This is a genomic window from Allocatenococcus thiocycli, assembly GCF_921292965.1.
GTDB lineage: Bacteria > Pseudomonadota > Gammaproteobacteria > Enterobacterales > Vibrionaceae > Vibrio > Vibrio natriegens.
Genome location: NZ_CAKLCK010000035.1, coordinates 1 through 25,231, shown reverse-complemented (window position 1 = coordinate 25,231; position 25,231 = coordinate 1). Strand labels below are relative to the sequence as shown.

Annotated in this window: 28 protein-coding genes; 23 read left to right on the top strand and 5 right to left on the bottom strand. The window is 43.8% G+C overall.

Going from position 1 to position 25,231, the window contains the following annotated elements:
* Window positions 1-41: 41 nt before the first annotated feature.
* Complete coding sequence (locus L9Q40_RS14235; RefSeq protein WP_014233153.1) at window positions 42-2,609, bottom strand: penicillin-binding protein 1A; 2,568 nt, start codon at window positions 2,607-2,609, stop codon at window positions 42-44.
* A gap of 143 nt (window positions 2,610-2,752) precedes the next feature.
* Here L9Q40_RS14235 and pilM point away from each other — a divergent pair, with 143 nt between their 5' ends.
* The 14 genes from pilM (at window position 2,753) to rplI (ending at window position 13,918) form a co-directional block, all read left to right on the top strand.
* Window positions 2,753-3,769, top strand: a complete 1,017-nt coding sequence (gene pilM / locus L9Q40_RS14230; RefSeq protein ID WP_498793672.1) for a type IV pilus assembly protein PilM — start codon at window positions 2,753-2,755, stop codon at window positions 3,767-3,769.
* The gene (locus L9Q40_RS14225) at window positions 3,753-4,328 is read left to right on the top strand and encodes a PilN domain-containing protein (RefSeq protein ID WP_498793671.1); all 576 of its coding nucleotides are present in this window, start codon (window positions 3,753-3,755) and stop codon (window positions 4,326-4,328) included. Before pilM ends, L9Q40_RS14225 begins: the two co-directional genes overlap by 17 nt.
* Entirely contained in the window at window positions 4,321-4,914 is a 594-nt protein-coding gene (locus L9Q40_RS14220) for a type IV pilus inner membrane component PilO (RefSeq protein ID WP_014233150.1), read from the top strand. The genes L9Q40_RS14225 and L9Q40_RS14220 overlap by 8 nt, the downstream gene beginning before the upstream one ends.
* A complete protein-coding gene (locus tag L9Q40_RS14215) occupies window positions 4,904-5,419 on the top strand; it encodes a pilus assembly protein PilP (protein WP_020334614.1) in 516 nt (171 codons plus the stop codon). Before L9Q40_RS14220 ends, L9Q40_RS14215 begins: the two co-directional genes overlap by 11 nt.
* A 67-nt stretch (window positions 5,420-5,486) precedes the next feature.
* Window positions 5,487-7,190 (top strand): type IV pilus secretin PilQ, encoded by a 1,704-nt coding sequence (locus L9Q40_RS14210; protein WP_498793681.1) that lies wholly within the window; start codon window positions 5,487-5,489, stop codon window positions 7,188-7,190.
* Window positions 7,191-7,378: 188 nt separating this feature from the next.
* Window positions 7,379-7,897 carry a shikimate kinase AroK gene (aroK, locus tag L9Q40_RS14205; RefSeq protein ID WP_014233147.1) on the top strand — a complete coding sequence of 173 codons (519 nt, stop codon included), beginning with the start codon at window positions 7,379-7,381 and terminating at the stop codon, window positions 7,895-7,897.
* 31 nt (window positions 7,898-7,928) lie between these two features.
* The gene (aroB, locus tag L9Q40_RS14200; protein WP_014233146.1) at window positions 7,929-9,029 is read left to right on the top strand and encodes a 3-dehydroquinate synthase; all 1,101 of its coding nucleotides are present in this window, start codon (window positions 7,929-7,931) and stop codon (window positions 9,027-9,029) included.
* 52 nt (window positions 9,030-9,081) lie between these two features.
* Complete coding sequence (locus tag L9Q40_RS14195; RefSeq protein ID WP_498793670.1) at window positions 9,082-10,575, top strand: SPOR domain-containing protein; 1,494 nt, start codon at window positions 9,082-9,084, stop codon at window positions 10,573-10,575.
* 69 nt (window positions 10,576-10,644) lie between these two features.
* A complete protein-coding gene (locus L9Q40_RS14190; protein ID WP_498793669.1) occupies window positions 10,645-11,484 on the top strand; it encodes a Dam family site-specific DNA-(adenine-N6)-methyltransferase in 840 nt (279 codons plus the stop codon).
* Window positions 11,485-11,584: 100 nt separating this feature from the next.
* Complete coding sequence (rpe, locus tag L9Q40_RS14185) at window positions 11,585-12,256, top strand: ribulose-phosphate 3-epimerase (RefSeq protein ID WP_014233143.1); 672 nt, start codon at window positions 11,585-11,587, stop codon at window positions 12,254-12,256.
* Window positions 12,257-12,487: 231 nt separating this feature from the next.
* On the top strand, window positions 12,488-12,877 hold the full coding sequence (gene rpsF, locus L9Q40_RS14180) for a 30S ribosomal protein S6 (protein WP_014233142.1): 390 nt from the start codon (window positions 12,488-12,490) through the stop codon (window positions 12,875-12,877).
* A gap of 8 nt (window positions 12,878-12,885) precedes the next feature.
* Window positions 12,886-13,188 (top strand): primosomal replication protein N, encoded by a 303-nt coding sequence (priB, locus tag L9Q40_RS14175; RefSeq protein WP_014233141.1) that lies wholly within the window; start codon window positions 12,886-12,888, stop codon window positions 13,186-13,188.
* A gap of 16 nt (window positions 13,189-13,204) precedes the next feature.
* Entirely contained in the window at window positions 13,205-13,432 is a 228-nt protein-coding gene (gene rpsR, locus L9Q40_RS14170) for a 30S ribosomal protein S18 (RefSeq protein WP_000090472.1), read from the top strand.
* Between the two features lie 33 nt (window positions 13,433-13,465).
* Window positions 13,466-13,918, top strand: coding sequence for a 50S ribosomal protein L9 (gene rplI / locus L9Q40_RS14165; RefSeq protein WP_065297445.1), 453 nt, complete (start codon window positions 13,466-13,468; stop codon window positions 13,916-13,918).
* Window positions 13,919-14,005: 87 nt separating this feature from the next.
* On the opposite strand, the gene L9Q40_RS14160 is transcribed toward rplI, so the two are convergent.
* Window positions 14,006-14,770: a DUF481 domain-containing protein gene (locus L9Q40_RS14160; RefSeq protein WP_024372658.1), complete on the bottom strand. Its 765-nt coding sequence runs from the start codon at window positions 14,768-14,770 to the stop codon at window positions 14,006-14,008.
* 320 nt (window positions 14,771-15,090) lie between these two features.
* On the opposite strand from L9Q40_RS14160, the gene L9Q40_RS14155 reads away from it, so the two are divergent.
* Together L9Q40_RS14155 and alr are read left to right on the top strand one after the other, a co-directional pair.
* Window positions 15,091-16,491, top strand: a complete 1,401-nt coding sequence (locus L9Q40_RS14155) for a replicative DNA helicase (protein WP_020334607.1) — start codon at window positions 15,091-15,093, stop codon at window positions 16,489-16,491.
* A gap of 13 nt (window positions 16,492-16,504) precedes the next feature.
* On the top strand, window positions 16,505-17,581 hold the full coding sequence (gene alr / locus L9Q40_RS14150; RefSeq protein ID WP_498793680.1) for an alanine racemase: 1,077 nt from the start codon (window positions 16,505-16,507) through the stop codon (window positions 17,579-17,581).
* A gap of 57 nt (window positions 17,582-17,638) precedes the next feature.
* Here alr and L9Q40_RS14145 read toward each other — a convergent pair whose 3' ends face one another.
* Entirely contained in the window at window positions 17,639-18,058 is a 420-nt protein-coding gene (locus tag L9Q40_RS14145; RefSeq protein WP_420658170.1) for a secondary thiamine-phosphate synthase enzyme YjbQ, read from the bottom strand.
* Between the two features lie 306 nt (window positions 18,059-18,364).
* On the opposite strand from L9Q40_RS14145, the gene pgi reads away from it, so the two are divergent.
* A complete protein-coding gene (gene pgi / locus L9Q40_RS14140; protein ID WP_498793667.1) occupies window positions 18,365-20,017 on the top strand; it encodes a glucose-6-phosphate isomerase in 1,653 nt (550 codons plus the stop codon).
* Between the two features lie 90 nt (window positions 20,018-20,107).
* Here the strand turns inward: pgi and L9Q40_RS14135 are convergent, their stop codons facing one another.
* Both L9Q40_RS14135 and zur read right to left on the bottom strand, forming a co-directional pair.
* Window positions 20,108-20,569, bottom strand: coding sequence for a chemotaxis protein CheX (locus tag L9Q40_RS14135; protein ID WP_005381269.1), 462 nt, complete (start codon window positions 20,567-20,569; stop codon window positions 20,108-20,110).
* 15 nt (window positions 20,570-20,584) lie between these two features.
* Window positions 20,585-21,043: a zinc uptake transcriptional repressor Zur gene (gene zur, locus L9Q40_RS14130; RefSeq protein ID WP_498793666.1), complete on the bottom strand. Its 459-nt coding sequence runs from the start codon at window positions 21,041-21,043 to the stop codon at window positions 20,585-20,587.
* A 694-nt stretch (window positions 21,044-21,737) separates the two neighbouring features.
* On the opposite strand from zur, the gene L9Q40_RS14125 reads away from it, so the two are divergent.
* The 6 genes from L9Q40_RS14125 to L9Q40_RS14100 form a co-directional block, all read left to right on the top strand.
* Window positions 21,738-22,019: a pyocin activator PrtN family protein gene (locus L9Q40_RS14125; RefSeq protein WP_498793665.1), complete on the top strand. Its 282-nt coding sequence runs from the start codon at window positions 21,738-21,740 to the stop codon at window positions 22,017-22,019.
* Between the two features lie 10 nt (window positions 22,020-22,029).
* Window positions 22,030-22,338, top strand: a complete 309-nt coding sequence (locus tag L9Q40_RS14120) for a hypothetical protein (protein WP_498793664.1) — start codon at window positions 22,030-22,032, stop codon at window positions 22,336-22,338.
* A gap of 151 nt (window positions 22,339-22,489) precedes the next feature.
* Window positions 22,490-23,356: a hypothetical protein gene (locus tag L9Q40_RS14115; RefSeq protein ID WP_498793663.1), complete on the top strand. Its 867-nt coding sequence runs from the start codon at window positions 22,490-22,492 to the stop codon at window positions 23,354-23,356.
* Between the two features lie 44 nt (window positions 23,357-23,400).
* Window positions 23,401-23,667, top strand: a complete 267-nt coding sequence (locus tag L9Q40_RS14110) for a hypothetical protein (protein ID WP_498793662.1) — start codon at window positions 23,401-23,403, stop codon at window positions 23,665-23,667.
* 316 nt (window positions 23,668-23,983) lie between these two features.
* Window positions 23,984-24,682, top strand: coding sequence for a hypothetical protein (locus L9Q40_RS14105; RefSeq protein ID WP_498793661.1), 699 nt, complete (start codon window positions 23,984-23,986; stop codon window positions 24,680-24,682).
* A 122-nt stretch (window positions 24,683-24,804) separates the two neighbouring features.
* A partial coding sequence (locus L9Q40_RS14100) for a type I restriction-modification system subunit M N-terminal domain-containing protein (protein WP_498793660.1) occupies window positions 24,805-25,231 on the top strand: 427 nt, incomplete at its 3' end.

Genomic DNA, 25,231 nt, shown 5'->3' with positions numbered 1-25,231 from the left:
AGGGGAGCTATTGGCTCCCCTTGTTGTTTATTGTGCAGGTTTTAGAACAGTTCTTCGGTTGCTCCACCACCGCTGGAGTAAATACTGTCTTCCAAGAAGCTACCTGAGTATTCGGTTGGCTCTGTACCTTTCTCGAAGTATTCCATCATAGAGCTGCCATCTACGTTGTCAGTCAGCATACCGCTACTACGATCAATGCGTACTTGTACAATGTTGTCCGGAACCTGTTTATTCTGCTCTGGTGTGTTTTCAAGCGCCACACGCATAAAGTCGATCCAAGCTGGCTCGGCTGTTTTACCGCCAGCCTCTGCACCAGATACTTGGCCTTGACCAAGGTTACTGTTCACCGTAGCACGGCCAAGCGCTCGTGAGTGGTCGTCAAAGCCAACCCAAGCGACAGCTACAACGCCTGGGCCGTAACCATTGTACCAGGCATCTTTAGAGTCATTCGTTGTACCCGTCTTACCGCCAATATCACGACGTTTCAAAGATTGTGCGCGCCAACCTGTGCCGTTCCAACCTGTACCTTCTCGCCAGTCACCACCACCCCAAATATTGCTGTACATCATTTCACGCATCAGGAATGCATTTTCTTGAGAAATCACTTGAGGGGCGTATTGAGGCTCATCACTATCTAGCGCGTTGTCTGTTGCTAACCCTTCAATCTCGACATCTTGTTCACCAAACTCATTCGCAAAGCGATCTTCGGTGTATTGTTCGACGACTTGTGGGCAGTTCTGCTTACAAACGCTCTTAGGGTTTGCTTTAAACAGAACTTCACCGAACGCATCTTCAATTCGGTCGACATAGAACGGTTCGACGTAGTAACCGCCGTTGGCAAATACGGAATAACCTTGCGCGACTTTCATCGGCGTTAAGCTACCAGCACCAAGAGCAATGGTTTCTGAGCGCGGAACATCGTTAATATCAAAACCAAAACGTGTTAGGTATTGACGTGTTTCATCCAGACCCACTTCGCGTAGTGTACGAACCGCCATTACGTTCTTAGATTGAGCAAGGCCGATACGAAGGCGAGTTGGACCACCGTAAGTTGGCGGTGAATTTTTTGGTCGCCATGCAGAACCAGAGCCAGCATCCCATTTGTTAATAGGTGCATCGTTGACGAGCGTCGCCAGCGTCAGACCTTTATCAATAGCGGCAGAATAAATGAACGGTTTGATACTCGAACCTACCTGACGTACCGACATGGTTGCACGGTTAAACTTGCTATGGATAAAGTTAAAGCCACCCACCATAGACAATATAGCGCCGTTTTCTGGATTCATGGCGACAAACGCAGTATTGGCATTCGGAACCTGACTCAGCTTCCAATTGTGTACCGTATTACCTTCGTCATCGCTAGAGCTCATCTCACGAACCCAAATTTGCTCACCTTCAGAGAGGATATCCTGCGCTGATTTTGGCGCTGAGCCCTGACGATTATCCGTTAGGTATTTACGTGCCCAGTTCATGCCTGACCAAGGGATCGTTTGCATCTGGTTGTTCTTCACCCATACCTGCGCCGTTTTGCCTTCTACTTTGGTTACTACTGCAGGAGAAAGGTCGCCGTAGGTAGGCTGCTTCTTAAGGTGCTGTTCAATCTGCTCGGTATCCCAGGCACTTTCGCCTTTTTTCCAAAGCGCTTTTTCGGCACCACGATAACCATGACGTTCATCGTAGGCGAGCAGGTTATTTACGGCAGCAGCGTTTGCGGCATCCTGAAGTTTTGAATCTACCGTCATGTAGATGTTCATACCTGATGTGTAAGCTTTTTCTTCACCGAACTCTTTCACTGCCCAAGCACGAGCTAACTCAGCAACATACGGTGCCGATAACTCGATCTCCGCACTGTGATAACGCGCTACGATCGGTTCATTACGAGCCTCATCGTACTGTTCTTGAGTGATGTAATCCTCATCCAGCATACGCATTAAGACGACATTACGACGATTAGTCGCACGCTCTAGTGAGTAAATCGGGTTCATGGTTGATGGCGCTTTTGGCATACCAGCTAACGTTGCAATTTCACTGAGTGTCAGTTCGTTGAGACTTTTACCAAAGTAAACCTGCGCAGCTGCACCAAAACCATATGAGCGGTAACCGAGGAAGATCTTGTTAACGTAAAGTTCCATGATCTCTTGCTTACTCAGCAATTGCTCAATGTGGATTGCGATGAAAATCTCTTTAATTTTACGCATGAGTTTCTTCTCATTTGATAAGAAGAAATTACGCGCCAACTGCTGAGTAATGGTACTCGCCCCTTGCTTTGCTGAACCAGAAAGCGCAACGACTACTGCAGCACGAGTGATACCGATTGGGTCGATACCAGGATGCTCGTAAAAACGGCTGTCTTCTGTTGCGATTAACGCATGAATCAAGTCTTGAGGAATTTCATCATAAGTTACAGGAATGCGACGCTTTTCACCGAACTGTGCGATCAGCTTCCCGTCTTGACTAAACACCTGCATAGGTGTTTGTAATTCAACGTCTTTTAGAGTTGCAACATCTGGTAATTCAGGCTTCACGTACTGATAGAAGCCAAAAATAGTGGTGACTCCAAGAATTATGCAAATCAATGTTAATAAAAATAAACGCTTTATGAACTTCACCGGAGAATCCCTGATTGGTTGAGGCTGTGTAACTGCAAACCCTTGTACTCTTAGGTCAAAAATTTAGCACATAGAGATATTAACTCTTATTTGGGCGTTAATAACAACCTTTGCGCGAAGAAATTTCGGAGCGAGAGTAGAAGATGGATAAGCGAATCGTTACAGGCATCGATATAGGCCATAACAGCCTCAAAGCCGTCGTACTTAAACCCAATGGCGAGCAATTCGCCTTGTTGGGTTACAAAGAAATATTACTTAAGGATGGTATTGTCGCTGAAAATAACACCATAAATCATCAAGAAATTGTAAATACCCTTAAACAGGTGAAAAAAGACCTGCCATTTGGCGCAAGCAGAGTGGCAATTTCAGTGCCTGATAATGCGGTTATCAGCAAAAAACTGCACATTGAACAAGACCTTGAAGAGAACGAAATAGAGTTCGCGGTCGTGCAGGCATTTTCTCATCAATCTCCATTCCCCGTAGATGAGTTGAGTCTGGACTTCGTCCGTCTTAATCATGAAGGAGGCCTGCGAGGGCCAGTTAGCTACCAAGTTTTTGCGACACGTAAAGATGTCGTGGAGAGTCGGGTTGAAGCAATACGTAAATCCGGCTTTAAACCTGTTCTCGTCGAGGTCCATTCACAAAGCCTCGGGCAGATATGGAAACTGGCCGCAGAACGTTTTCCAGATAAAAACAACTACGGTTTGCTTGATGTTGGTTCTGTGTCGAGCTCTTTCACGATGTTCACCGAGCAAAACGAGTTGTTCCATAAAGAATTTGCCTGTGGAACAGGTTCCATTCAGTGCTCTGTGCAGGAAAGCCCTCTGACCGGAGAAGAACAAGCCAAAACGAATCAATTCAATCGTCAGATGGTCGATCGTGTCAAACGTCAGATACAGCTTTATACGTCCATTAACGGGTCACAAAACATCAAAGGTCTTTGGTTATCCGGTGAAGGGTCAACAACGCCAATGCTGGCTGAGGAGCTATCTCATCAATTGGCGATAGAGTGCGAGTTACTGAACCCGTTAGGCTTATTTGAAATGAACGTCGCTAAACGTAAGCGTCGAGCGGCAGAGTGGCAGCACTTTTCAACCGCTGCTGGCTTGGCAGTACGAGGTATTCAATGGTTGGGAGGTCATCGTGCTACATCGAATTAACCTATTGCCCTGGAGGGAGAACCAAAGAGAAGAACATCGCCGTCGTTTTGTTGGCATGTTCATTCTGGGCTTGTTTTGTGCTGTTGGTATTCAATGGGGGATTGGGAAGTTTTATGAGATCCAACAAGATCAGCAGCAAGACCGACTCGATTACTTTACTCACTATATTACGGAACTTGATCAACGTATTGAAGCAATGAAAATTGCCGAGCAAGAGCATAGCAAAATATTAGAGCGTTTGAAGGTGGTCGAAGGCTTGCAAAATGGTCGCAACAAAACCACAGAGTTCATGAACCTGATGCCTGCTGTTATTCCTGAAGGTGTTTACGTCGATAAGATCAAAATGAATGATCTGGAAATCGAAATTGCGGGGATTTCTGATAGCACACCACGTCTGGCAACCATGCTCGATAACATGGAGCGTTCGGCAAAACTATTGGACGTTGAAATGCACTCTATTGTCCATGGCAAAGAACGCTTCGGTAAAGAATTTCAGACCTTCAAAGTGTCTTTCATATTTAAAGCGGTAGAGCAGGAAGAGGGAGGTCAGCATGGTTAATTGGCAAGATCTGGAAATGGATGAGATTGCTGAGTGGCCTTTAATTCCTCAGTTGCTAGCCATTAGTTTGTTCATTCTTTTACTCCAAGGTGTCGGCTATTGGTTCTACCTAGTGCCTAAGGAAGAGCGGTTAAATGACCTCATCCAGCAGGAAGAAACACTCAAAGTTGCGTTACGAATTAAAGCCAACAAGGTTGCCGCATTACCGCAGCTCCAATCTCAGTTAGATGAATTGACTACACGTTACGAGTTGTTGTTGCAGCAATTACCCGCCCAAAAAGAGTTAGCCACGATGCTGGCTTCCGTCAATGAGCTCGGCATAGACAATAAACTGACCTTCACGCGAATTGACTGGGGAGAAAAGCAGTCTGATCACTTTTTGTATCAGCTGCCACTTAACATCGAGTTAACCGGTGATTTTCATGACATCGGCCGTTTCTCACAAGCGATTGCAACTTTACCACGCATCATCACTTTTCAAGATGTGACTTGGCAACGCGTCAGTCAGGAGAGTGAAACGCTGCACTTCCGGGTAAGAGCACATACCTATCAGTTCAAGCCAGAGGAAAAGAAAGATGAAAAATAAATCTTTGCTGATGGTTCTGATGGGAATGTTGCTGGTGGGGTGTCAGGCAAATGATGAGTCGTTAACGGACTTTATTCGTGACGTTGAAAATCAGGCGAGGCGGGATGTTGAGAAGCTCAAACCATCGGACCAATATGTCGCGGTTGCCTACGCACCGCAAATAATGAGAGCGCCTTTTGAATTACCCCGAGAGGCGACGATAGCGACTCAACCTATTGCGAGAAAAGACTGCTGGCAGCCGCCATCCAGAACTCGTACTGGCAAGTTAGAAAAAGTTCCGTTAAGTCAGCTAAGGCTGAAAGGCGTTATGGGGATAGGAAGCACAGTCTCCGGGCTTGTGCAGGCTCCGAATGGAACGGTTTACAAAGTCGCTCCCGGTCAGTATCTCGGACGTAACAACGGTAAGGTCACCAAAATTACCCATTCTTACTTACTGATCGACGAAACGCTGCCTGATGGTTTGGGTTGCTGGCAGAAACGCAAAGTAAAGCTGGCTTTGAGATAGATAAACCTCTAATTATTTTTGATATTGAGTGATGATAATGAGACAAGGACTTACACGTACACCAAGGATGCTCACTGGGCTCTTATCCTTTTGGTTAGTTTTACTTTTCACCCCTTTTGCTTTGGCTGATGGCGGGATGTCTAATGCGTTAAAGAGTATCGACTTTCGCACGAACAAGGACAAAGACGCGGTGATTGTGGTGGAACTGTCTTCCCCAGCGTCGATAGTCGATATTCAGCGGGTTCAGGAAGGACTGAGCATCGACTTGCTTAATACGTCAGTGAAAGATGAGCAGTTATATCTCCTCGATGTAAAAGACTTTTCAACGGTAGTGGACAGCGTGGAAGTCTTTCGTGATACCTCGACGACTCGTTTGGTCACGCATATCAGTGATGATTACACCCATGATTACCGCTTGGCAGGGCGCTATTTGGAAATCACGGTCAGTAAACTCAAGTCTGATGAAAAAACACCAGATAAGAGCATTTTAGAGAAAGAAGGCAAACTGATATCGATTAACTTCCAGGATATCCCGGTACGTAACGTCTTACAGCTCATTGCCGACTATAACCAGTTTAACCTAGTGGTATCAGACTCTGTCGAAGGCAACCTGACACTGCGACTTGATGGTGTGCCTTGGCAGCAGGTTTTGGACATTATTCTGCAAGTAAAAGGTTTGGATAAGCGAGTTGATGGTAATGTCATTCTTGTCGCGCCGACCGATGAACTTGACCTTCGAGAGAAGCAGCAACTAGAGAAGCAGCAACTTGAAGAGGAAATGGGCGAACTGTCGTCTGAAATCATCAAAGTGAATTTTGCCAAAGCATCCGATATCGCTGAGATGATTAATGGTGAAGGCAATATCAGCATGCTCTCTGAGCGAGGCAGCATGACGATTGATGAGCGCACTAACTCACTATTGGTCAGAGAGTTGCCAGAGAATATCTTAGTTATTCGTGACATTATCGAATCACTCGATATTCCGGTTAAGCAGGTCCAAATCGAAGCGAGGATTGTCACCGTCAGTGAAGGGAATATGGATGAACTCGGCATTCGATGGGGATTCTCTTCCATCAACGGCAATAACACCGTTGGTGGCTCGATTGAAAATAATCTGGCAACCATTGGCCTTTATGAAGGTGATGGTGAAGAGGGCGAGGGCGGCAGTGTTGGAATTGATGATTTTCTTAACGTCAACCTGGCCGCTACTAACCCGAGCGCAACCAGCATTGCGTTTCAGGTAGCCAAGTTGGGCTCTGACACTTTGCTCGATCTGGAACTTTCTGCGCTGCAGCAGGAATCGAAAGCAGAGATCATCTCAAGCCCTCGTTTAATTACGACTAATAAAAAACCAGCTTATATAGAACAAGGTACTGAAATTCCCTATCTAGAATCATCATCGAGTGGTGCGACAACCATTACGTTCAAAAAAGCGGTGTTAAGTTTAAAGGTAACGCCCCAAATTACACCGGATAATCGTCTGGTGCTGGATTTAAGTGTTACTCAGGACAGACCGGGGCAAGTGGTAAAAACGGGAACTGGCGAAGCGGTCACAATAGACACCCAGAGAATCGGGACTCAAGTCTTAGTCAACAACGGTGAGACGGTTGTTCTTGGCGGCATTTTCCAACACAGCATTACTAACTCTGTCGATAAGGTGCCATTACTCGGTGATCTGCCGTTATTAGGTGCACTTTTCCGCAGAAGTTATGAAAAAGTTGGTAAAAGTGAACTGCTGATTTTCGTTACACCAAAGGTTGTTATTCAATAGCCATAAGTGAGCAAAAAGAAGATTAGATCAAAAATAAAGTTGCATTAGTGGCACCATGCTTGGATAATTTCGGGTCTTATCACGAATTATCTGTGAGGAATTGGTGCCACAAGCCTTGTAGAACAGCGGCTTAGCTGTGTTTTCTTGTGGCGATCTTATTGAATCAATGTTGTAAATTACTGCTAAACATGGCTGAGAAACGTAATATTTTCCTTGTTGGGCCTATGGGCGCCGGCAAAAGTACAATTGGTAGACATCTAGCACAGCAGCTGCATATGGAGTTTGTTGACTCCGATACAGTGATCGAAGAACGCACTGGTGCAGACATCTCTTGGGTTTTTGATGTAGAAGGTGAAGAAGGCTTCCGTAAGCGTGAAGAATCGGTGCTTGAAGACCTAACACAAGAGCAAGGCATCGTGCTTGCAACGGGTGGTGGCTCTGTAAAGAGTAAAGAAAACCGTAACCGCCTTTCTGCACGTGGTGTTGTTGTTTACCTAGAAACGACGATTGAAAAGCAACTTGCGCGTACTAACCGTGACAAGAAGCGTCCACTACTTCAAACGGATAGTCCTCGTGAAGTATTGGAGCAATTAGCTAAAGAACGTAACCCTCTATACGAAGAAGTAGCGGATTACACTGTTCGCACTGACGATCAGAGTGCAAAAGTGGTAGCCAACCAGATCGTAAAAATGCTAGAAGAGAGATAAGTATTTATCTTTTTTAAATTGGAGCACACCGATGGAACGGATTACGGTCAATCTAGCTGAGCGTAGCTACCCAATCTCTATAGGCGCCGGGTTGTTTGAGGACCCGGCGTACCTTTCTCAAGTTCTCTCAAACAAAAATGCAAATCAAAAAGTGGTCGTGATCAGTAATGTCACGGTAGCCCCTTTGTATGCAGATAAAATTCTTAATCAACTAGAACAACTTGGATGCAGCGCATCGTTGCTAGAACTGCCTGACGGCGAGAAGTACAAAAACCTGGAAGTGTTTAATCAGGTCATGAACTTTCTGCTAGAAGGAAGCTATGCGCGTGATGTGGTTATTATCGCACTCGGTGGCGGTGTTATCGGTGATTTGGTTGGTTTTGCTTCTGCGTGTTACCAGCGTGGCGTGGATTTTATTCAAATTCCAACCACCTTGTTGTCTCAAGTAGATTCCTCGGTCGGTGGCAAAACTGCGGTCAATCACCCTATGGGGAAAAACATGATTGGTGCGTTTTACCAACCTAAAGCGGTAATCATTGACACCAATTGCTTGTCTACGTTGCCTGAGCGTGAATTCGCAGCGGGTATTGCTGAAGTCATTAAATACGGCATCATTTACGACGCAGATTTCTTTGCTTGGCTGGAAGAAAACCTAGAGCGTCTGTATGCGTTGGATGAAGATGCACTAACTTACGCGATTGCTCGTTGTTGCCAAATTAAAGCGGAAGTTGTGGCTCAGGATGAAAAAGAGTCCGGCATTCGCGCGTTACTAAACTTAGGCCACACCTTTGGTCATGCGATTGAAGCTGAGCTTGGATATGGTAACTGGCTGCACGGTGAAGCAGTGTCATCCGGCACGGTAATGGCTGCAAAAACTTCGCTTTTGCGTGGACTTATTTCTGAAGAGCAATTTGAACGTATTGTGGCGATTTTACGCCGGGCTAAGTTACCAGTGCATACGCCGGATAGCATGAGCTTCGACGACTTTATCAAACATATGATGCGCGATAAAAAGGTTCTTTCTGGTCAACTAAGGTTAGTTTTACCTACTGGCATTGGTACTGCTGAGGTCATCGCTGATACGACTCAAGAAGTGCTTAAGCAAGCTATCGAATTTGGTCGGAATATTTAATCTTGTAATGGCGCCGTTGGGCGTCATTCTTTTGTGGATTTACGGTTATTAGATGAGTGCTGCTCACGGTCTGGAATTAGATTCTCAAACAGAGCTATTAGAGCGATTGAGGTTATTAACCAACTTTGGTTCTAATCTGATCGTGATAAATGGCGATGTTGGCTTTGGTAAATCTTGGTTGGCACAACGATATCTTGAAGTGGGTGCCAGCAACAAAAACCAATGTTTGCTACTTTGTCATAGAAATCAAGATGATCTTCAGCATCGCATTCTCATATTGAGCCAACTACTATCCGACGCGTTATTCAACCAACAGGAGCCTTTGGTTGATACTCTCGAGCGGGTATTAGGTGACGAGCGTTGTGATATCGTCATTGTCGTTGATGATGCACAGTTGTTGAGTGCGACTCTGATTTCAGAGTTATGGACACTCGTGTTGCAGGCGCAGGAAAAACCGAACTGGACAATCAATGTATTGCTGTTCACTCCACCAGGCCGATTAGATGGTGTACTTTCGCGTATAAGCTACGGGTTGGAAATAAAGCCGGTTGAGGTGGATATCGATATGCTGTCTGAAGTAGAAGCTCGTCGCTTTTTCGAGTTTTTAGTTGCACGGTATGTGGATGATCAATCGGAAAAACGAGTTCGGGATGCATTTAAGAGAGTGGCTCCGATCCCGGGTGACATCATGGCATTAGGAGAGATGAAAGTGGAAAAAAGGATCATTATCCGCTCAATTGTCGGCAGCCCGCTCAAGATTACGCTGGTAATTTTGGTGTTGTTATTGCTGGTCGCTGGTGGTTATTGGTGGATGTTCAGCCAACCGAGCCCAGATGATAGAGCGCAACAATTGACCGGTAACATTGAACAAACGGCGATCCCAACTTTATCGGAGACGGAAAGTGGTAGATTGACTTCCGTGACAGGTGATTCCACTGGTTCAGGTGCTTTTAATGCAAGTGATGATTCTGACTCATTACCACCAACAGTCACCGAAGAGGTGGCCAGTGTCGGTATTGATGATACGCACCAACGTGTTGTGATTGAGTCTGATGTTGTTGACGCCCTGCTTGAAGGCAAAGAAGAACAACCTGCTGGATCTGACGACGAACAAGCTGAAGAAGCGACAACACCAGCTCAAGGAGAGACGAACTCGTCTCTGATAAAAGTGGTGAAGCCAAATGATGCTTCGTCAGTGCAAAACGCTGAATCATCGGTGACGGCGACTAAGTCCGTTGTTAAGTTTTCATTTGCTCGCGAAGAGCTAAAGGCGTTGTCACCTCGCGCTTATACCATCCAACTTGCTGCGATGACCTCAATGGAAGATGTACAGATATTCCTTGATGAGTATCAGTTGAATAACGAAGTGCGTATTTATCCAACGGTCCGTAATGAAGTGGAATGGTTTATCATCACCTACCGAGATTATCAGTCAATTCAATTGGCTCGTGATGCCGTTGAAGCGCTGCCAGATTCACTTAAGTCGCTCAGTCCATGGGCAAAATCTTTAGGCCAGGTACAGCGTGAAATTGACCGCGTGAAATAAACCTGAGCTTCGCTGAAAAATATGTTACATTCCGCAACCTTAATTTTGGGTCGATAGATAGAGCAGTAGATGAAAAAGCAACGAGCCTTTCTAAAGTGGGCAGGAGGAAAATACGGACTGGTTGAAGACATCCAACGTCATTTACCACCGGCTCGAAAGCTAGTTGAACCTTTTGTTGGCGCTGGCTCTGTTTTTTTGAATACAGATTACGATCAGTATTTACTGGCTGATATCAACCCGGATTTGATCAATCTGTATAACCTTATTAAAGCGCGTCCGGAGGAGTATATCTCTGAAGCGAAGCGTTGGTTCGTAGCCGAAAATAACCGCAAAGAAGCTTATCTGAGTATTCGCGCTGAGTTCAATAAGACTGACGACGTGATGTATCGCTCACTTGCTTTTCTTTACATGAACCGTTTTGGTTTTAATGGCCTGTGCCGTTACAACAAAAAAGGCGGTTTCAATGTCCCGTTTGGGTCATACAAGAAACCGTATTTCCCTGAAGCTGAACTGGAATTCTTTGCAGAAAAAGCCAAGAAAGCCACGTTTGTTTGTGAAGGCTATCCCGAGACGTTTCGTCGTGCGCGTAAAGGCAGCGTTGTTTACTGCGATCCGCCGTATGCGCCGCTTTCAAATACCGCAAACTTCACCTCTTATGCAGGAAATGGGTTTACGCTCGATGATCAGGCGGCACTAGCCGATATCGCGGAAAGAACCGCCACTGAACGCGGCATTCCGGTACTGATTTCAAACCACGATACAACATTAACGCGTCGTTTATACCACGGAGCGGATTTGAGCGTGGTAAAAGTGAAGCGCACCATCAGCCGTAATGGCAGTGGTCGAAATAAAGTTGATGAACTGCTGGCGCTTTTTAATACCCCTGATTCAGACAGCTCTTCTTCATAGTTCTCACACTATTTGTTCTAAATAGTGGATCTCCCCACTGGCTTCGGTAGAATTGCGCGCAAATTGGTTTGCTGTTTGCTCGTCACTACTGAGGTCAGGTATGAAAGATTTTCTTATTGCTCCATCCATTTTATCCGCAGATTTCGCTCGTCTAGGTGAAGACGTAGAAAAAGTTCTAGCAGCGGGTGCAGATGTCGTGCATTTCGATGTTATGGATAACCACTATGTGCCAAACCTGACTTTTGGTGCACCAGTGTGTAAAGCGCTACGTGATTACGGCATCACTGCACCAATCGATGTTCACCTAATGGTTAAGCCTGTTGACCGCATTATTCCTGACTTCGCGAAAGCCGGCGCATCGATGATCACCTTCCATGTTGAAGCGTCTGAGCACGTTGATCGTACTCTGCAGCTGATCAAAGAGCACGGTTGTAAAGCGGGTGTAGTACTAAACCCGGCAACGCCGTTGGCAAGCCTTGAGTTCATTATGGACAAAGTAGATATGATTCTGCTGATGTCGGTCAACCCAGGTTTTGGTGGTCAGTCTTTCATTCCTCATACAATGGATAAGCTACGCGCGGTACGTAAGATGATCGATGAATCAGGTCGTGATATTCGCCTGGAAATCGACGGTGGCGTTAAAGTGGACAACATCCGTGAAATTGCTGAAGCGGGCGCAGACATGTTTGTTGCTGGGTCAGCGATTTTTGGTCAGCCAGATTACAAAGCCGTGATCGACCAAATGCGTGAAGAGCTATCACAGGTAAGATAAGCAATTTAACCTGCTGATTTGAAAGGCTGTCCAATGAGTGGCAGCCTTTGTTGTTTCTGGTTTTTGCGAAAAGAAAATATCCACCGCGCTGAGCAAATAATCACTTGCCTAATTTGCGTCCTTTCTGTACTATTCGTGCTCCTTAAAACTCAGTCAATTATCTTTAGTTCCTTGCTTCCTCTGGACGACTGAGCCAATTGTGGAAGCTGAATAATCCGTAAGGAGCAACCAATGCGTCATTACGAAATCGTATTCATGGTGCACCCAGATCAAAGCGAGCAAGTTGCTGGCATGATCGAGCGTTACACTGGTTCTATCACTGAAGCTGGCGGTAAAATCCACCGTCTAGAAGACTGGGGTCGTCGTCAACTGGCTTACCCAATCAACAAGCTTCACAAAGCTCACTACGTTCTAATGAACGTTGAAGCTGACCAAGCTGTAATTGATGAACTAGAAACTGCTTTCCGTTTCAACGATGCAGTTCTACGTAACATGGTCATGCGTACTAAAGCAGCGATCACTGAGCAATCTATCATGCTTAAGCAAAAAGAAGAGCGTGCTCCACGTCGTGAAGAGCGTTCTGAAGCTAAGCCTGAAGCTAAGTCAGAAGCTGCTGAGTAATATTTGTTATGACCAATCGAATGGAGCTGAGCGGCACTATTGCCAAACCGCCCATTCGTAGTAAAAGCCCTGGTGGCATTGAACACTGTCGGTTTTGGCTAGAGCATCGCTCTACTGTTATCGAAGCTGATTTACCGAGACAAGTTTATTGTCGTATGCCGGTTGTAGTCAGCGGGCTTGGGTCACAAGCAATAACTCAGAATTTAGTACAAGGTAGTAACATTAAGGTAAGTGGCTTTGTCGCTTATCAGACCGGCCGAAATGGTGTTGGGAAATTAGTGTTACATGCCGACAACATTACTCAAATTTAAGATCAGGAGATAGCCCATGGCTCGTTTCTTCCGTCGTCGTAAATTCTGCCGTTTCACTGCAGAAGGCGTACAAGAGATTGATTACAAAGACGTAGCAACTCTTAAAAACTACATCACTGAAGCTGGTAAAATCGTACCTAGCCGTATCACAGGTACAAGCGCTAAGTACCAGCGTCAACTAGCACGTGCTATCAAGCGTTCACGCTACCTAGCTCTACTACCGTACACTGACAAGCATCAGTAATCGGTTCCGTTTATTAAGAAAGAGGATTAAGCAATGCAAGTTATTCTACTTGATAAAATCGGTAACCTAGGTGCTCTTGGCGATACAGTTAACGTTAAATCTGGTTACGCTCGTAACTTCCTTATCCCACAGGGTAAAGCAGTTATGGCTACTAAAGGCAACGTTGAAATGTTCGAAGCACGTCGTGCTGAACTAGAAGCTAAAGTTGCTGAGCAACTAGCTGCTGCAGAAGCTCGCGCTGAGAAAGTTAACGCTCTAGAAGCTGTTGTTATCGCTTCTAAAGCTGGTGACGAAGGCAAACTATTCGGTTCTATCGGTACTCGTGACATCGCTGACGCTATTACAGCTGCAGGCGTTGAAGTTGCTAAGAGCGAAGTTCGCCTTCCTGAAGGTGCTCTACGTACAACTGGTGAGTTCGAGATCAGCGTTCAACTTCACTCTGAAGTTTTCGCAACTGTGAACCTACAAGTTGTTGCTGCTGAGTAATTCAGTATCAAGACGAAATACTAAAAAGCACCTCTTCGGAGGTGCTTTTTTTATGTCTGATGTTTGGGCATGAACGGTAAATGGATATTAGAAAACGAAAAGCAAATTTACCGAGAAAACACTATCCGCTTTACTTAACCCCTCAGGCACTCTGTCGTGATATTGACGAGAGTGAGTCAGTTTTAACGCAATATCTTCAGTAATGTCGTTAGTGACACTGAACTCGCTATCCAAGCTGGTATTACTGCTACCGGTTACTAACGTGAGATCGGCTGCGAAACTCAGGTTGTCCAATGCATGCCAAGTTGCGTTCAGGTTACCACGAAAGATCCCTTCACGGACGATATCCGGAAATACAATATCGTCGTCATCTATTTCATCCAGATTAGGCTCCTGGTAACGATAACCCGGACCTACCTCGACCTCTAATACGAGATCTTCCGTGTAGGAGAACTGGTAACCCAGACCTCCGGAAAGCGTGTAATCTTTAAAATACGCGCTATAGCGTGAATCCACGCCTTTAAAGCTGCTGTACAAATAGGTTCTAGGGCCGAGTTTGTAGTCGCTCTGCACCGAATAAGTGGAGGAGCGTTTATCTTCTTCACCGTCTTTATACAGGTTGTAGTATTTCCACTCCCCATAAGAACGATGTCGACCAGATATGTATTCAGCACTCAAACGAGCATTCAGGGAACGAGAGTCCGTGTTACCTGTGTGAGCTTGATAACCAAATTCCACTTCTGTTTGCAGTGGATCTGGCACATCAATAGTTTGCTCTGGTTGTACTGATTCATCAGCGTACGATGCTCCCACGCATAGTATGCTAACGCTTAGTAACCAGTATCGGGACACATAAACCTCGAACGTAATGAAAAGGAGGGGCATGATACTGATACAGATGCTCGCTTTGGTCAATGGTAGGTTAAATTTTATTAGACCTGGTTAGGCTAACGAAATCTTAGTAAAGAGCAAAATTACAGCATTAAAGAAGCTAAAATCTCCCATAAAGTAGGCACTTATCTTAGGGCTTTAACTATCCAGCGGACCTAGTTATCAAAATGTCTTTCAACCGAACGCATTCCGATTCTTAACAAGTAATTTTCGCTTCAAGGGAGCATCTCTGTTGGGTTAAGGTTATAATCTTGGGTCATTAGTAGTTATCGAGCAAAATCATGGCGGAAAACAGAAATCGCAAACCTTCAGATAGTCAGGTCGACGCAATCAAAGTGCCACCTCACTCACTAGAAGCAGAGCAATCAGTGATTGGTGGTCTCTTACTGGACAATGAGCGTTGGGATACCGTTGCCGAGCGCGTTGTCGCCAGTGATTTCTATAGCCGTCCACACCGCCTTATCTTTGAAGGTGTAAAAACCATTCTTGAAGATGGCAAACCACTCGACCTTATCACGTTGTCGGAATACCTCGAACGTCACGAGCAGTTAGATGATGTGGGTGGCTTTGCTTACTTAGCTGACTTAGCGAAAAACACACCGAGTGCGGCTAACATCAATGCGTATGCCGATATCGTTGCCGAGCGTGCGATCGTTCGTGGCTTGATTGGCGTGGCCAACGATATCGCTGACGCGGGTTATGATCCGCAAGGCCGCAGTTCAGAAGATTTGATCGACTTAGCGGAGAGTAAAGTTTTCGCGATTGCAGAGTCTCGTACCAGTGAAAACGAAGGGCCACAAAACGTCGACAACATCCTGGAAAAAACCCTCGAGCGTATCGAGTTGTTATATAAAACTCCGCAGGATGGTGTAACAGGTGTCGACACTGGCTTTACCGATCTCAACAAGAAAACCGCAGGCCTACAAGGTTCTGATTTGGTTATTGTCGCGGCACGTCCATCGATGGGTAAAACCACTTTTGCGATGAACTTGTGTGAAAACGCGGCAATGCAGCAAGATAAACCCGTGCTGATTTTCTCGTTGGAGATGCCTGCTGAACAGTTGATGATGCGTATGCTGGCATCCTTGTCGCGTGTTGACCAAACTAAAATTCGTACCGGTCAGCTGGATGATGAAGACTGGGCGCGTATTTCTTCTACCATGGGTATCCTGATGCAGAAGAAAAACATGTACATCGACGATAGCTCTGGTCTAACGCCGACAGAGGTACGTTCTCGTGCTCGTCGTGTTGCCCGTGAACACGGTGGTTTATCCATGATCATGGTCGACTACCTTCAGTTGATGAGAGTGCCTGCGTTAACGGACAACCGTACTCTGGAAATCGCTGAGATCTCGCGTTCGCTTAAAGCGCTGGCGAAAGAATTGAATGTACCTGTTGTGGCACTTTCGCAGCTAAACCGTTCTTTGGAGCAACGTGCAGATAAACGTCCGGTAAACTCGGACTTGCGTGAATCGGGCTCTATCGAGCAGGATGCCGACTTGATCATGTTTATTTACCGTGATGAGGTTTACCACCCAGATAGCGCATATAAAGGTACTGCTGAAATTATTATTGGTAAGCAGCGTAACGGTCCAATCGGTTCTGTACGTCTCACTTTCCAAGGACAACACTCACGCTTTGACAATTATGCAGGTCCAGCATTCGACATTGATGATGAGTAATGCCATGAGCTACATGAAAGCCGCGAAGGCATGTATTGACCTGTCTGCGTTACAACACAATTTACGTCGAGTTAAAGCTCAAGCGCCAAACAGCAAAGTAATGGCAGTGGTGAAAGCCAACGGTTATGGCCATGGTTTGCGTCACGTAGCAAAGCAGACTGGTGAAGCCGACGCTTTTGGTGTCGCGCGTATTGAAGAAGCGCTGCAACTGAGAGCTTGCGGTGTCGTGAAGCCAATTTTGTTATTAGAAGGGTTTTATTCTTCGGGTGATTTACCTGTGTTGGTGACTAATAACATCCAAACCGTTGTGCATTGTGAAGAGCAGTTGATAGCTCTTGAACAAGCCGAGCTGGAAACACCAGTGGTGGTATGGCTCAAAATTGACAGTGGCATGCACCGACTGGGGGTACGCCCTGAGCAGTTTGATGAATTAGCCTCACGACTCAAAGCGTGTCCTAATGTGGCTAAACCGCTGCGTTACATGAGCCACTTTGGTTGTGCTGACGAGTTAGACAGTGAAATCACATCTCAGCAGATAGAACTGTTTAATTCATTGACGCAGGGCTGTCATGGTGAGCGTTCACTAGCAGCCTCAGCGGGGCTACTGGCGTGGCCACAAAGCCACCTCGATTGGGTTCGTCCGGGAATCATCATGTACGGCGTATCTCCGTTTGGGGATAAAACGGCACAAGATTTAGGTTACCAACCCGCGATGACGCTTAAGTCTCACCTGATCGCAGTGCGTGAAGTGAAAAAAGGCGAGAGTGTTGGTTACGGTGGAGCCTGGACCAGTGAGCGAGACACCAAAGTGGGTGTGATTGCGGTTGGTTATGGCGACGGTTACCCAAGAGGTGCGCCGAATGGTACACCAGTGTGGGTCAACGGGCGTAAAGTGCCTATCGCCGGTCGAGTCTCGATGGATATGCTGACCGTCGATCTTGGGCCGGATGCGAAAGACCAAGTCGGTGATGAAGCAATTCTGTGGGGCAAAGAGTTACCCGTTGAGGAAGTGGCTCATCACATTGGCACCATAGCGTATGAGTTAGTGACCAAGCTAACGCCACGTGTCGAAATGGAATATTCAAAGTAACTTACGGATAATAGCAATTCAAGAATAGGGGCTAACCAATGCGTTAGCCCCTATTTTTTATTCACCATTTATCGTTGCGATGATGCGACGGCCGCCACCAAAATCTCGGTGTTCACCTAAGTATATGCCCTGCCAAGTTCCTAACGCCAAGCGACCATTCTGAATTGGAATCGTCACACTGCTGCCAAGTAGTGATGCTTTAATATGGGCAGGCATGTCGTCATCTCCCTCATAAGTATGCTGATAATAAGAGGCGCGCTCAGGAACGTACTTATTGAAATGCGCTTCCATATCCATACGAACGGTGGGATCAGCGTTCTCATTCAAGGTCAGACTCGCAGAGGTATGCTGAATAAAAAGGTGTAACAAACCTACTGAAAGAGTACTTATTTGCGGTAATTGTTGTTCAATTTCATCAGTAATCAGGTGAAAACCGCGACTTCTTGATTTTAAATTTAGTGTTTTTTGCGTCCACATACGCGTTCCTTTGGACATTTCTAATTTGGCGTCTATTCTAATCCAATTAGAGCCTGTCATTACTTGATGATATTATTCTATACCTATGAATGAATTGTTCAAATTCAGGGCAGCTAACGTGACCTAACTCAATGTGAGGGTAAATGCTCTCGGTCATAATTGTTGCCTGAAAAAAAATTACAAAGACTTGTTTTGTGGCAAAACGCCCAAACATCTACATTTAAATTCTTTTTGCTAAATCGGGGATTCCGCAGTTTTCGCTAGACTGTAAGGAATGGAACCTACTGTAACATCGGGATAAAGACCATGTTGAAAAATATCAATCCAACGCAAACACAAGCTTGGAAAGCGTTAACAGCGCACTTCGAATCTGCACAAGATATGGATCTAAAAGAGCTGTTTGCTCAAGACGCGGATCGTTTTGACAAATACTCTGCACGTTTCGGCTCAGACATTCTTGTCGACTACTCAAAGAACCTCATCAATGAGGAAACTCTGAAGCACCTGTTCACTCTTGCTAAAGAGACTGAGCTGAAATCTGCAATCGAAGCGATGTTCAGTGGTGAAGCGATCAACCAAACAGAAGGTCGTGCTGTTCTGCACACCGCTCTGCGTAACCGTGCGAATACACCGGTTATGGTTGATGGTGAAGACGTAATGCCAGCTGTAAATGCCGTTCTGGAAAAAATTAAGTCTTTCACAGAGCGTGTGATTGGCGGTGAATGGAAAGGTTACACTGGTAAAGCGATTACAGATATCGTAAACATCGGTATCGGTGGTTCTGACCTTGGTCCTTACATGGTGACGGAAGCACTGGCACCATACAAAAACCATCTAAACCTGCACTTCGTGTCGAACGTTGATGGTACTCATATCGTAGAGACACTGAAGAAAGTCGATCCTGAAACAACACTATTCCTGATCGCTTCTAAAACATTCACAACTCAAGAAACCATGACGAACGCGCATTCTGCTCGTGATTGGTTCTTGGAAACGGCTGGCGATCAAGCTCACGTTGCTAAGCACTTCGCGGCACTTTCTACTAACGCAACTGCAGTTTCTGAGTTCGGTATCGACACAGACAACATGTTTGAATTCTGGGACTGGGTTGGCGGTCGTTACTCACTATGGTCTGCAATCGGTCTTTCAATTGCACTAGCCGTTGGCTTCGACAACTTCGTTGAGCTAATTGATGGCGCGCACGAGATGGACAAGCACTTTGTCTCAACAGAACTGGAAAGCAACATCCCAGTGATACTTGCGCTTATCGGTATTTGGTACAACAACTTCCACGGCGCAGAGTCTGAAGCTATCCTGCCTTACGATCAGTACATGCACCGCTTCGCAGCGTACTTCCAGCAAGGTAACATGGAGTCAAACGGTAAATACGTTGACCGTGACGGTAATGCTGTGACTTACCAAACTGGCCCAATCATCTGGGGTGAACCAGGTACAAACGGCCAGCACGCGTTCTACCAGCTAATCCACCAAGGTACTAAGCTGATCCCATGTGACTTCATTGCACCTGCAATCAGCCACAACCCAGCAAGCGATCACCATCAGAAACTGATGTCGAACTTCTTCGCACAAACAGAAGCGCTTGCGTTTGGTAAGTGTGTAGAGACAGTGAAAGAAGAGTTGGTACTATCTGGTAAAAATGCAGAAGAAGTAGCGGCAATCGCTCCATTCAAAGTATTTGAAGGTAACCGCCCAACTAACTCTATCTTAGTTAAGCAAATCACACCTCGCACGCTAGGTAACCTGATCGCAATGTACGAGCACAAGATCTTCGTACAAGGCGTTATTTGGAACATCTTCAGCTTTGACCAATGGGGTGTTGAGCTAGGTAAACAACTAGCAAACCAAATCCTGCCAGAGCTAGCTGATGAATCGGCAATCAGTTCACACGATAGCTCTACAAATGGTCTGATCAACGCATTCAAAGCTTTCAAAGCCTAATGCACGATTAGAATAAAAAAGGTCAGCAATTGCTGACCTTTTTTGAATCTCTGAGTTGAGTGCGTTAGTTTCACTCATTAATAGAGAGGGTTATTCGAAGCAAATCTCGATAAACGCATTTCCCCATTGTGAGGAGAAAGGCATGATGATAATCGAGCCCTCACACTTATGACGAATAGTATGGCCTCGGCCAGAAACCACAACCGGCGTTGCCATATCAAAATCAAACCCACTCTCAGCCAGAATTCGTTTTGCTCCACCTGTCACCATATTAGTGATTTCACCGACCATATCGGTCACTTCTTCATTGAGTCCGTTAGGGCGCTCTCCAAGCATGTTTTGCATGATTTCCAATGCTAACGCTTCATCGAAGGTAATCGACATTGAGCCACGAGTTTGCGGACCAACCATGCCTATTAAACCTGAAACATCACCTCGTGCGATTTCATCTTTTTTGATTCGAGGTTTTTGAGGCTTCAGCTCCAGAGAAGCCATTGTTTTCAGCACGTTCATTAAAGAAGCTAAAAACGGGTTTACAAATTCAGCGCGCATATTGGTCTTCTATACTTATTCTTTCGTTTCGGAAGCACAGGCTTGGCATTCACCATGTGTTTCAATAACTTGATTAGTGAGTTTGAATCCATGCCTTTCAGCATTTTTAGCTAACAGGGCGATCAAGTTTTCGTCTTCGAGTTCAACAACAGCACCACATTTATCACAAATTAGTAATTGAAAAAAGTGTTGTTGCGTATTGAAAGAACAACAAGTTATAAAACTGTTGGTTGATTCTACTCGATGGATAAAGCCTTGCTCGAGGAGAAAGTCCAGGGCGCGATAAACCGTAGGTGGTTTCGCTTGTGGTTCGCTCTCTTTTAATTGCTCCAATAGCTCATACGCACTTGATGCACTGCGATTCGAACAGATAAGTTCAAACACACGTCGGCGCTGGGGAGTCAATCTTACTCCGCGCTCGGCGCAGATATTTTCAACTTGTTCAATGATTGTTGGGGTCAAACCTTTCACCATAACTATTGGACGTGCTTAATTATAAATTCTTTCTCTACGAAGTTCGTCTAGAGATATTTCATTTTACCTACTATCACTGCGAAAATCATGAATTAAAGCAAATCGCTCCTCGCATCGTGACGAAGTGGTCATAACAGAATGGTAAGACGGTGCAGAAATCGTTTTAATCGACCACTTCTTCTTTGCTGGAGACAGTATTCACATCATCTGCGGATTGGTTTTATGGCCAAGAACTTCATGCGGAAACTAGCACCTTAAGGTGACTTGGGTATACAATACCCGACTTATTTTTTGGGCGTACTGCTGCGCTCGACCTTGGTAACATAAAAACGGGTGTTGAAATCATGACTCATTCTTGCAGGCTCTCCGTAGCACCAATGTTGGATTGGGTGGAAAGTTAAAATTAATCATTATTTTTCAATGCATTAAGATTAGCACCAAAAAGAAGGGGACAAATAGGGGACATCAGATAGGATGAAAACACTATCGCGTAACTTCTATAGTAGTCTCAAATACAGCCAAATTTTCTCATTTCTGTGATCGATAGTATCAGTCCTGCCAATACAATCAAACCCCTCAAAAAAAATTATCCACTCTAAAAGAATCACTTACGTTTTCCTTTTGATTTTCCTATTGATTCTATCGTTCAGTATCTTACTAATAAGCATAAGAACTTAAACACGAGGCTCTTCTTATGTCAGATCTGAATAATCTGGATATTAAATTTCTTTTGGCTGCGCAATTTGGTGTTAAACCTGCAATTGAACTTGAGAAACTATGCGAATTAGTTCTCAAGATTGGCTATAAGCGAGCGAGTACTTTAGCTAAGAACCATGAGCTACCTTTTCCTGCTTTTCGACTTATCGAGTCACAGAAAAGTCCATGGCTCGTTTCGATTAATGATTTAGCTTCCTACATGGAAGCCAAAATTGCAGAAGAAAAAGCTCAGTGGCAGCGAATGCAATGTTACTTATAGAAGAAAAATTATGAATAAAATTAAAAAGAAAAAAACAACGATGATGAAATACAATAAAAAAGAAGAACAAGCTATAGAGATTCTTTTTCGCTTAGCTAATGGAATAAAGAATAAACATTCGGTGTATCTTCATACAAGTCAATGTACTTTATTGAAGAATGTTTTTGGAATTGATATCAACACTATTACTTTATCGAAAACAGAAGCGAAGAAAAGAGGCTTTATTCGTGGGAAAGATAAATCGCTCTTGCAGTTCGATTATTATAGTGAAGGCTGGAGAGAGCGTCACTGCTATTTCCCCTTCCAAGTAAAAAAATAAGGGAGTCCAGAGGGATATTCAATCTGGCAAGTAGGCAAACATAAACGACAATAATGGAATTATTTCGGTTTGCCTATCTTGACTACGAGCATAATAATAGTTTGGTTTTTATTTTTGATAATTGCTGTTTTAATATTAAGCTAAAAATAAAATGGCAATTAAAAACTGGACGGTCACTGTTGAATCTGTAAAGAACATCAATGCTAGAGAAATATATTTAAATGATAAAAATCATCCAAATCATAAAAAGACAGAAAATATTATCTCTGTTTTTGGTAATGAGGTAACTAGTTTAAATATTAACTATCAATGTGAAAAATATAAACTTAAACAAGCAATGAAGCGTAAAGGAGGTAGACCACCAACACCGGGCATGGAGTTTGTATTTACCTTACCAAAGCAGATTCGACCATCCCCCGAACAATGGCGAAATATTTTAAAGCGAGTCATCCACAATATTGCTTGTTCACTGGGAGTACCCAGTACCGAGTTTAACGGCATTGTTCGAGCTGTGGTGCATCAACAAGCTCAAGATCAGGAACGTGGTGCTGGTGATCATATGCATGTGATTATTGGTAAATATACTAATAATGGGCTTTACCTAAGGGAACTACAGAAACGTGGAGTGATAAGAACCTCTAAGTTAAGCTTTAACGATGCTGTAAAGAAAGAATTAGGAATTAGCAATTATGATTATATACCTACGAAAAATTATGAAAATTCAGCAAAAAAACGAGTGCCTAAATGGGTGGTAAAACAAGCTAGAGAAAAAGAAAAAATAGAAGAACAGAAAAAGCAATCACTCAAACTAATAGCAAAAATAACAAACCAGTCAGAAAAGTGGTTATTGGCCTTTAGATATAATGACCATAAGCAAATGAATCGACAATATAATAGAATTGTAAAAGAAATAAATAATATAGACAGGGGTGTGATAGATAGCGAAACTAAGAATCTAGTTGAAAGTATTATTGATACCATAAATAGAAAAAGCGGTAATAAAATAAAGTTTGATTAGTAGATATTTGTTCATTAAGTTATAAGTGTAAATAAAATAATATTATGATAAATAGTAAAGAACTTCTACATAAGGTAGTAAAAGAATTAGTTATTGAAAATGTAAAGAAAAAGGATGTTATTAATTATTTTGATGATGAATGTCAACTACTACACAAGATGGTTGATCAATATATCTTTGCCTTTTTTATCCGAACTAATTTACCTAAAGCAAAATCTGAAAATGAGAAGGACGAGCTTGTTAATGAATGTGTAAAAGTGGTTTGTATGAAAGTGGCTGATTTTGTGGATAATAAAACTGACAACCTTTGATTGTTATAATAAGTCTTGAATTGTATTTAAATTATTAATTACCGATGAATATCTGAATGACTGATTTTGGTTGATTCAGATATTTTAATTTTTAATATTTTACGACTTTTTCACTTTATTGGTTTACTTTTTGATTTTTACTATTCATTACCACAATTTCACTTTATCGCTTTACTTTTTTCTTTTTATATTTCTATTGATTTAAATCTTTATTTTTGATTTTAAGTGCTGTAAGTTACTCAACAGTTCAATAGCATGGTGAAAATTTTTATAGGCTATTTTTAGAACTGTTTCATATGTTGAAAGGAATGTTATTATGACTCCAATAGAGTTACAAGCAAGTAGACATGCTTTAAATCTCACTAATGAAGGTCTAGCTCAATATTTAGGATTGAGTAATGGTCTAATTATTAAGTCGTTAGAAAGCGAAGTAACAGAAAATATGGGGTTGGAAATTGAACGGTTACTAAAAAGGAATAATAGATTTAATACTTATGAAAGGCTTGTTGCGGTCTATAAGCAACTTGAAAAACAAGAGTCTAAATTTCAACAAATGGATCAACTTCAACTATCTCTGATGGATAAAGATGAGGTCCTATCAATGATTTTCGGTGATGATGTTGTTGAAGACATATTAACTGATGGATTTGATTTGAGCGGTGATGAGCTTTCAGGATTTATAGAAGAATATGAGTTAAGAGATGCTCAACATGCTATTGCTGACGAAATCATCGATAAATCCGATGAAATTTCAAGTCAGAAGAGGGCTCAAGGCGATTTGTTTGAAGAACTTTTCTACCAAGCAGCTAAAGAAGAATCTGATGTTTCAATTTACGTGAAGTTCTGCAAATTAGCTCGTAAAGCTCTTAAATCAAAGTTTTTAGATGATTCAGTTAATATCTGGTTTGTAGAGCAAAATGAAATGAAAAGTTATCAACAGGGGCGAAAATCAATAAAAAGTCTTTGCTATGACGCTTTTTGTTCAATAGAAATGGTTGAAGATAGAATGATGTAAGTTACATTTTCGGTAGTTGGATTAGTAGGTTAGGCATAACCTGCCCAAATCTGCGTACATCTTCATATCTTTGCGATACAATCTCTGAATTATTCAAATTTTGGCTAGTTCAGAGATTTTTTATGACAAACAACAACTTCTCCCAAACCGCTGCCTTTATCTGGTCTGTGGCTGACCTCCTTCGCGGTGACTTCAAACAATCTCAATACGGCCGTGTTATCTTGCCGTTTACCCTCCTTCGTCGCCTTGAGTGTGTACTTGAGCCGAGCAAAGATGCGGTACTCGCTGAAATTTCAAAAGTAGATACACTAAGCGAAACGATGGTTGCCGCAGGTAAAGATCCACTGGATGAAAACCAGCGCGAAAAAATGTTGCTACGAGCAACGCAATCACCAGCGCAACCAGATGGCCTGTCGTTCTTCAATACTTCGCCAATGAACCTTGGCAAGATGGGCCAAAGCAACATCAAGGCGAACCTTGAGAAGTACGTGCAGTCATTCTCCAAAGATGCGCGTGAAATCTTCGAGCATTTCAAGTTTGATGAATTGT

Bases quoted from the DNA above. Each gene is read 5' to 3' on its own strand.
- zur (WP_498793666.1), bottom strand. From the start codon at position 21,043: ATGGTGAAAGGTTTGACCCCAACAATCATTGAACAAGTTGAAAATATC.
- pgi (WP_498793667.1), top strand. From the start codon at position 18,365: ATGTTGAAAAATATCAATCCAACGCAAACACAAGCTTGGAAAGCGTTA.
- priB (WP_014233141.1), top strand. From the start codon at position 12,886: ATGACCAATCGAATGGAGCTGAGCGGCACTATTGCCAAACCGCCCATT.
- pilM (WP_498793672.1), top strand. From the start codon at position 2,753: ATGGATAAGCGAATCGTTACAGGCATCGATATAGGCCATAACAGCCTC.
- L9Q40_RS14110 (WP_498793662.1), top strand. From the start codon at position 23,401: ATGATAAATAGTAAAGAACTTCTACATAAGGTAGTAAAAGAATTAGTT.
- rpsF (WP_014233142.1), top strand. From the start codon at position 12,488: ATGCGTCATTACGAAATCGTATTCATGGTGCACCCAGATCAAAGCGAG.
- L9Q40_RS14115 (WP_498793663.1), top strand. From the start codon at position 22,490: ATGGCAATTAAAAACTGGACGGTCACTGTTGAATCTGTAAAGAACATC.
- L9Q40_RS14220 (WP_014233150.1), top strand. From the start codon at position 4,321: ATGGTTAATTGGCAAGATCTGGAAATGGATGAGATTGCTGAGTGGCCT.
- aroB (WP_014233146.1), top strand. From the start codon at position 7,929: ATGGAACGGATTACGGTCAATCTAGCTGAGCGTAGCTACCCAATCTCT.
- L9Q40_RS14125 (WP_498793665.1), top strand. From the start codon at position 21,738: ATGTCAGATCTGAATAATCTGGATATTAAATTTCTTTTGGCTGCGCAA.
- rpsR (WP_000090472.1), top strand. From the start codon at position 13,205: ATGGCTCGTTTCTTCCGTCGTCGTAAATTCTGCCGTTTCACTGCAGAA.
- L9Q40_RS14155 (WP_020334607.1), top strand. From the start codon at position 15,091: ATGGCGGAAAACAGAAATCGCAAACCTTCAGATAGTCAGGTCGACGCA.
- L9Q40_RS14195 (WP_498793670.1), top strand. From the start codon at position 9,082: ATGAGTGCTGCTCACGGTCTGGAATTAGATTCTCAAACAGAGCTATTA.
- L9Q40_RS14120 (WP_498793664.1), top strand. From the start codon at position 22,030: ATGAATAAAATTAAAAAGAAAAAAACAACGATGATGAAATACAATAAA.
- aroK (WP_014233147.1), top strand. From the start codon at position 7,379: ATGGCTGAGAAACGTAATATTTTCCTTGTTGGGCCTATGGGCGCCGGC.
- rpe (WP_014233143.1), top strand. From the start codon at position 11,585: ATGAAAGATTTTCTTATTGCTCCATCCATTTTATCCGCAGATTTCGCT.
- L9Q40_RS14190 (WP_498793669.1), top strand. From the start codon at position 10,645: ATGAAAAAGCAACGAGCCTTTCTAAAGTGGGCAGGAGGAAAATACGGA.
- alr (WP_498793680.1), top strand. From the start codon at position 16,505: ATGAAAGCCGCGAAGGCATGTATTGACCTGTCTGCGTTACAACACAAT.
- L9Q40_RS14105 (WP_498793661.1), top strand. From the start codon at position 23,984: ATGACTCCAATAGAGTTACAAGCAAGTAGACATGCTTTAAATCTCACT.
- L9Q40_RS14145 (WP_420658170.1), bottom strand. From the start codon at position 18,058: ATGTGGACGCAAAAAACACTAAATTTAAAATCAAGAAGTCGCGGTTTT.
- rplI (WP_065297445.1), top strand. From the start codon at position 13,466: ATGCAAGTTATTCTACTTGATAAAATCGGTAACCTAGGTGCTCTTGGC.
- L9Q40_RS14135 (WP_005381269.1), bottom strand. From the start codon at position 20,569: ATGCGCGCTGAATTTGTAAACCCGTTTTTAGCTTCTTTAATGAACGTG.
- L9Q40_RS14210 (WP_498793681.1), top strand. From the start codon at position 5,487: ATGCTCACTGGGCTCTTATCCTTTTGGTTAGTTTTACTTTTCACCCCT.
- L9Q40_RS14215 (WP_020334614.1), top strand. From the start codon at position 4,904: ATGAAAAATAAATCTTTGCTGATGGTTCTGATGGGAATGTTGCTGGTG.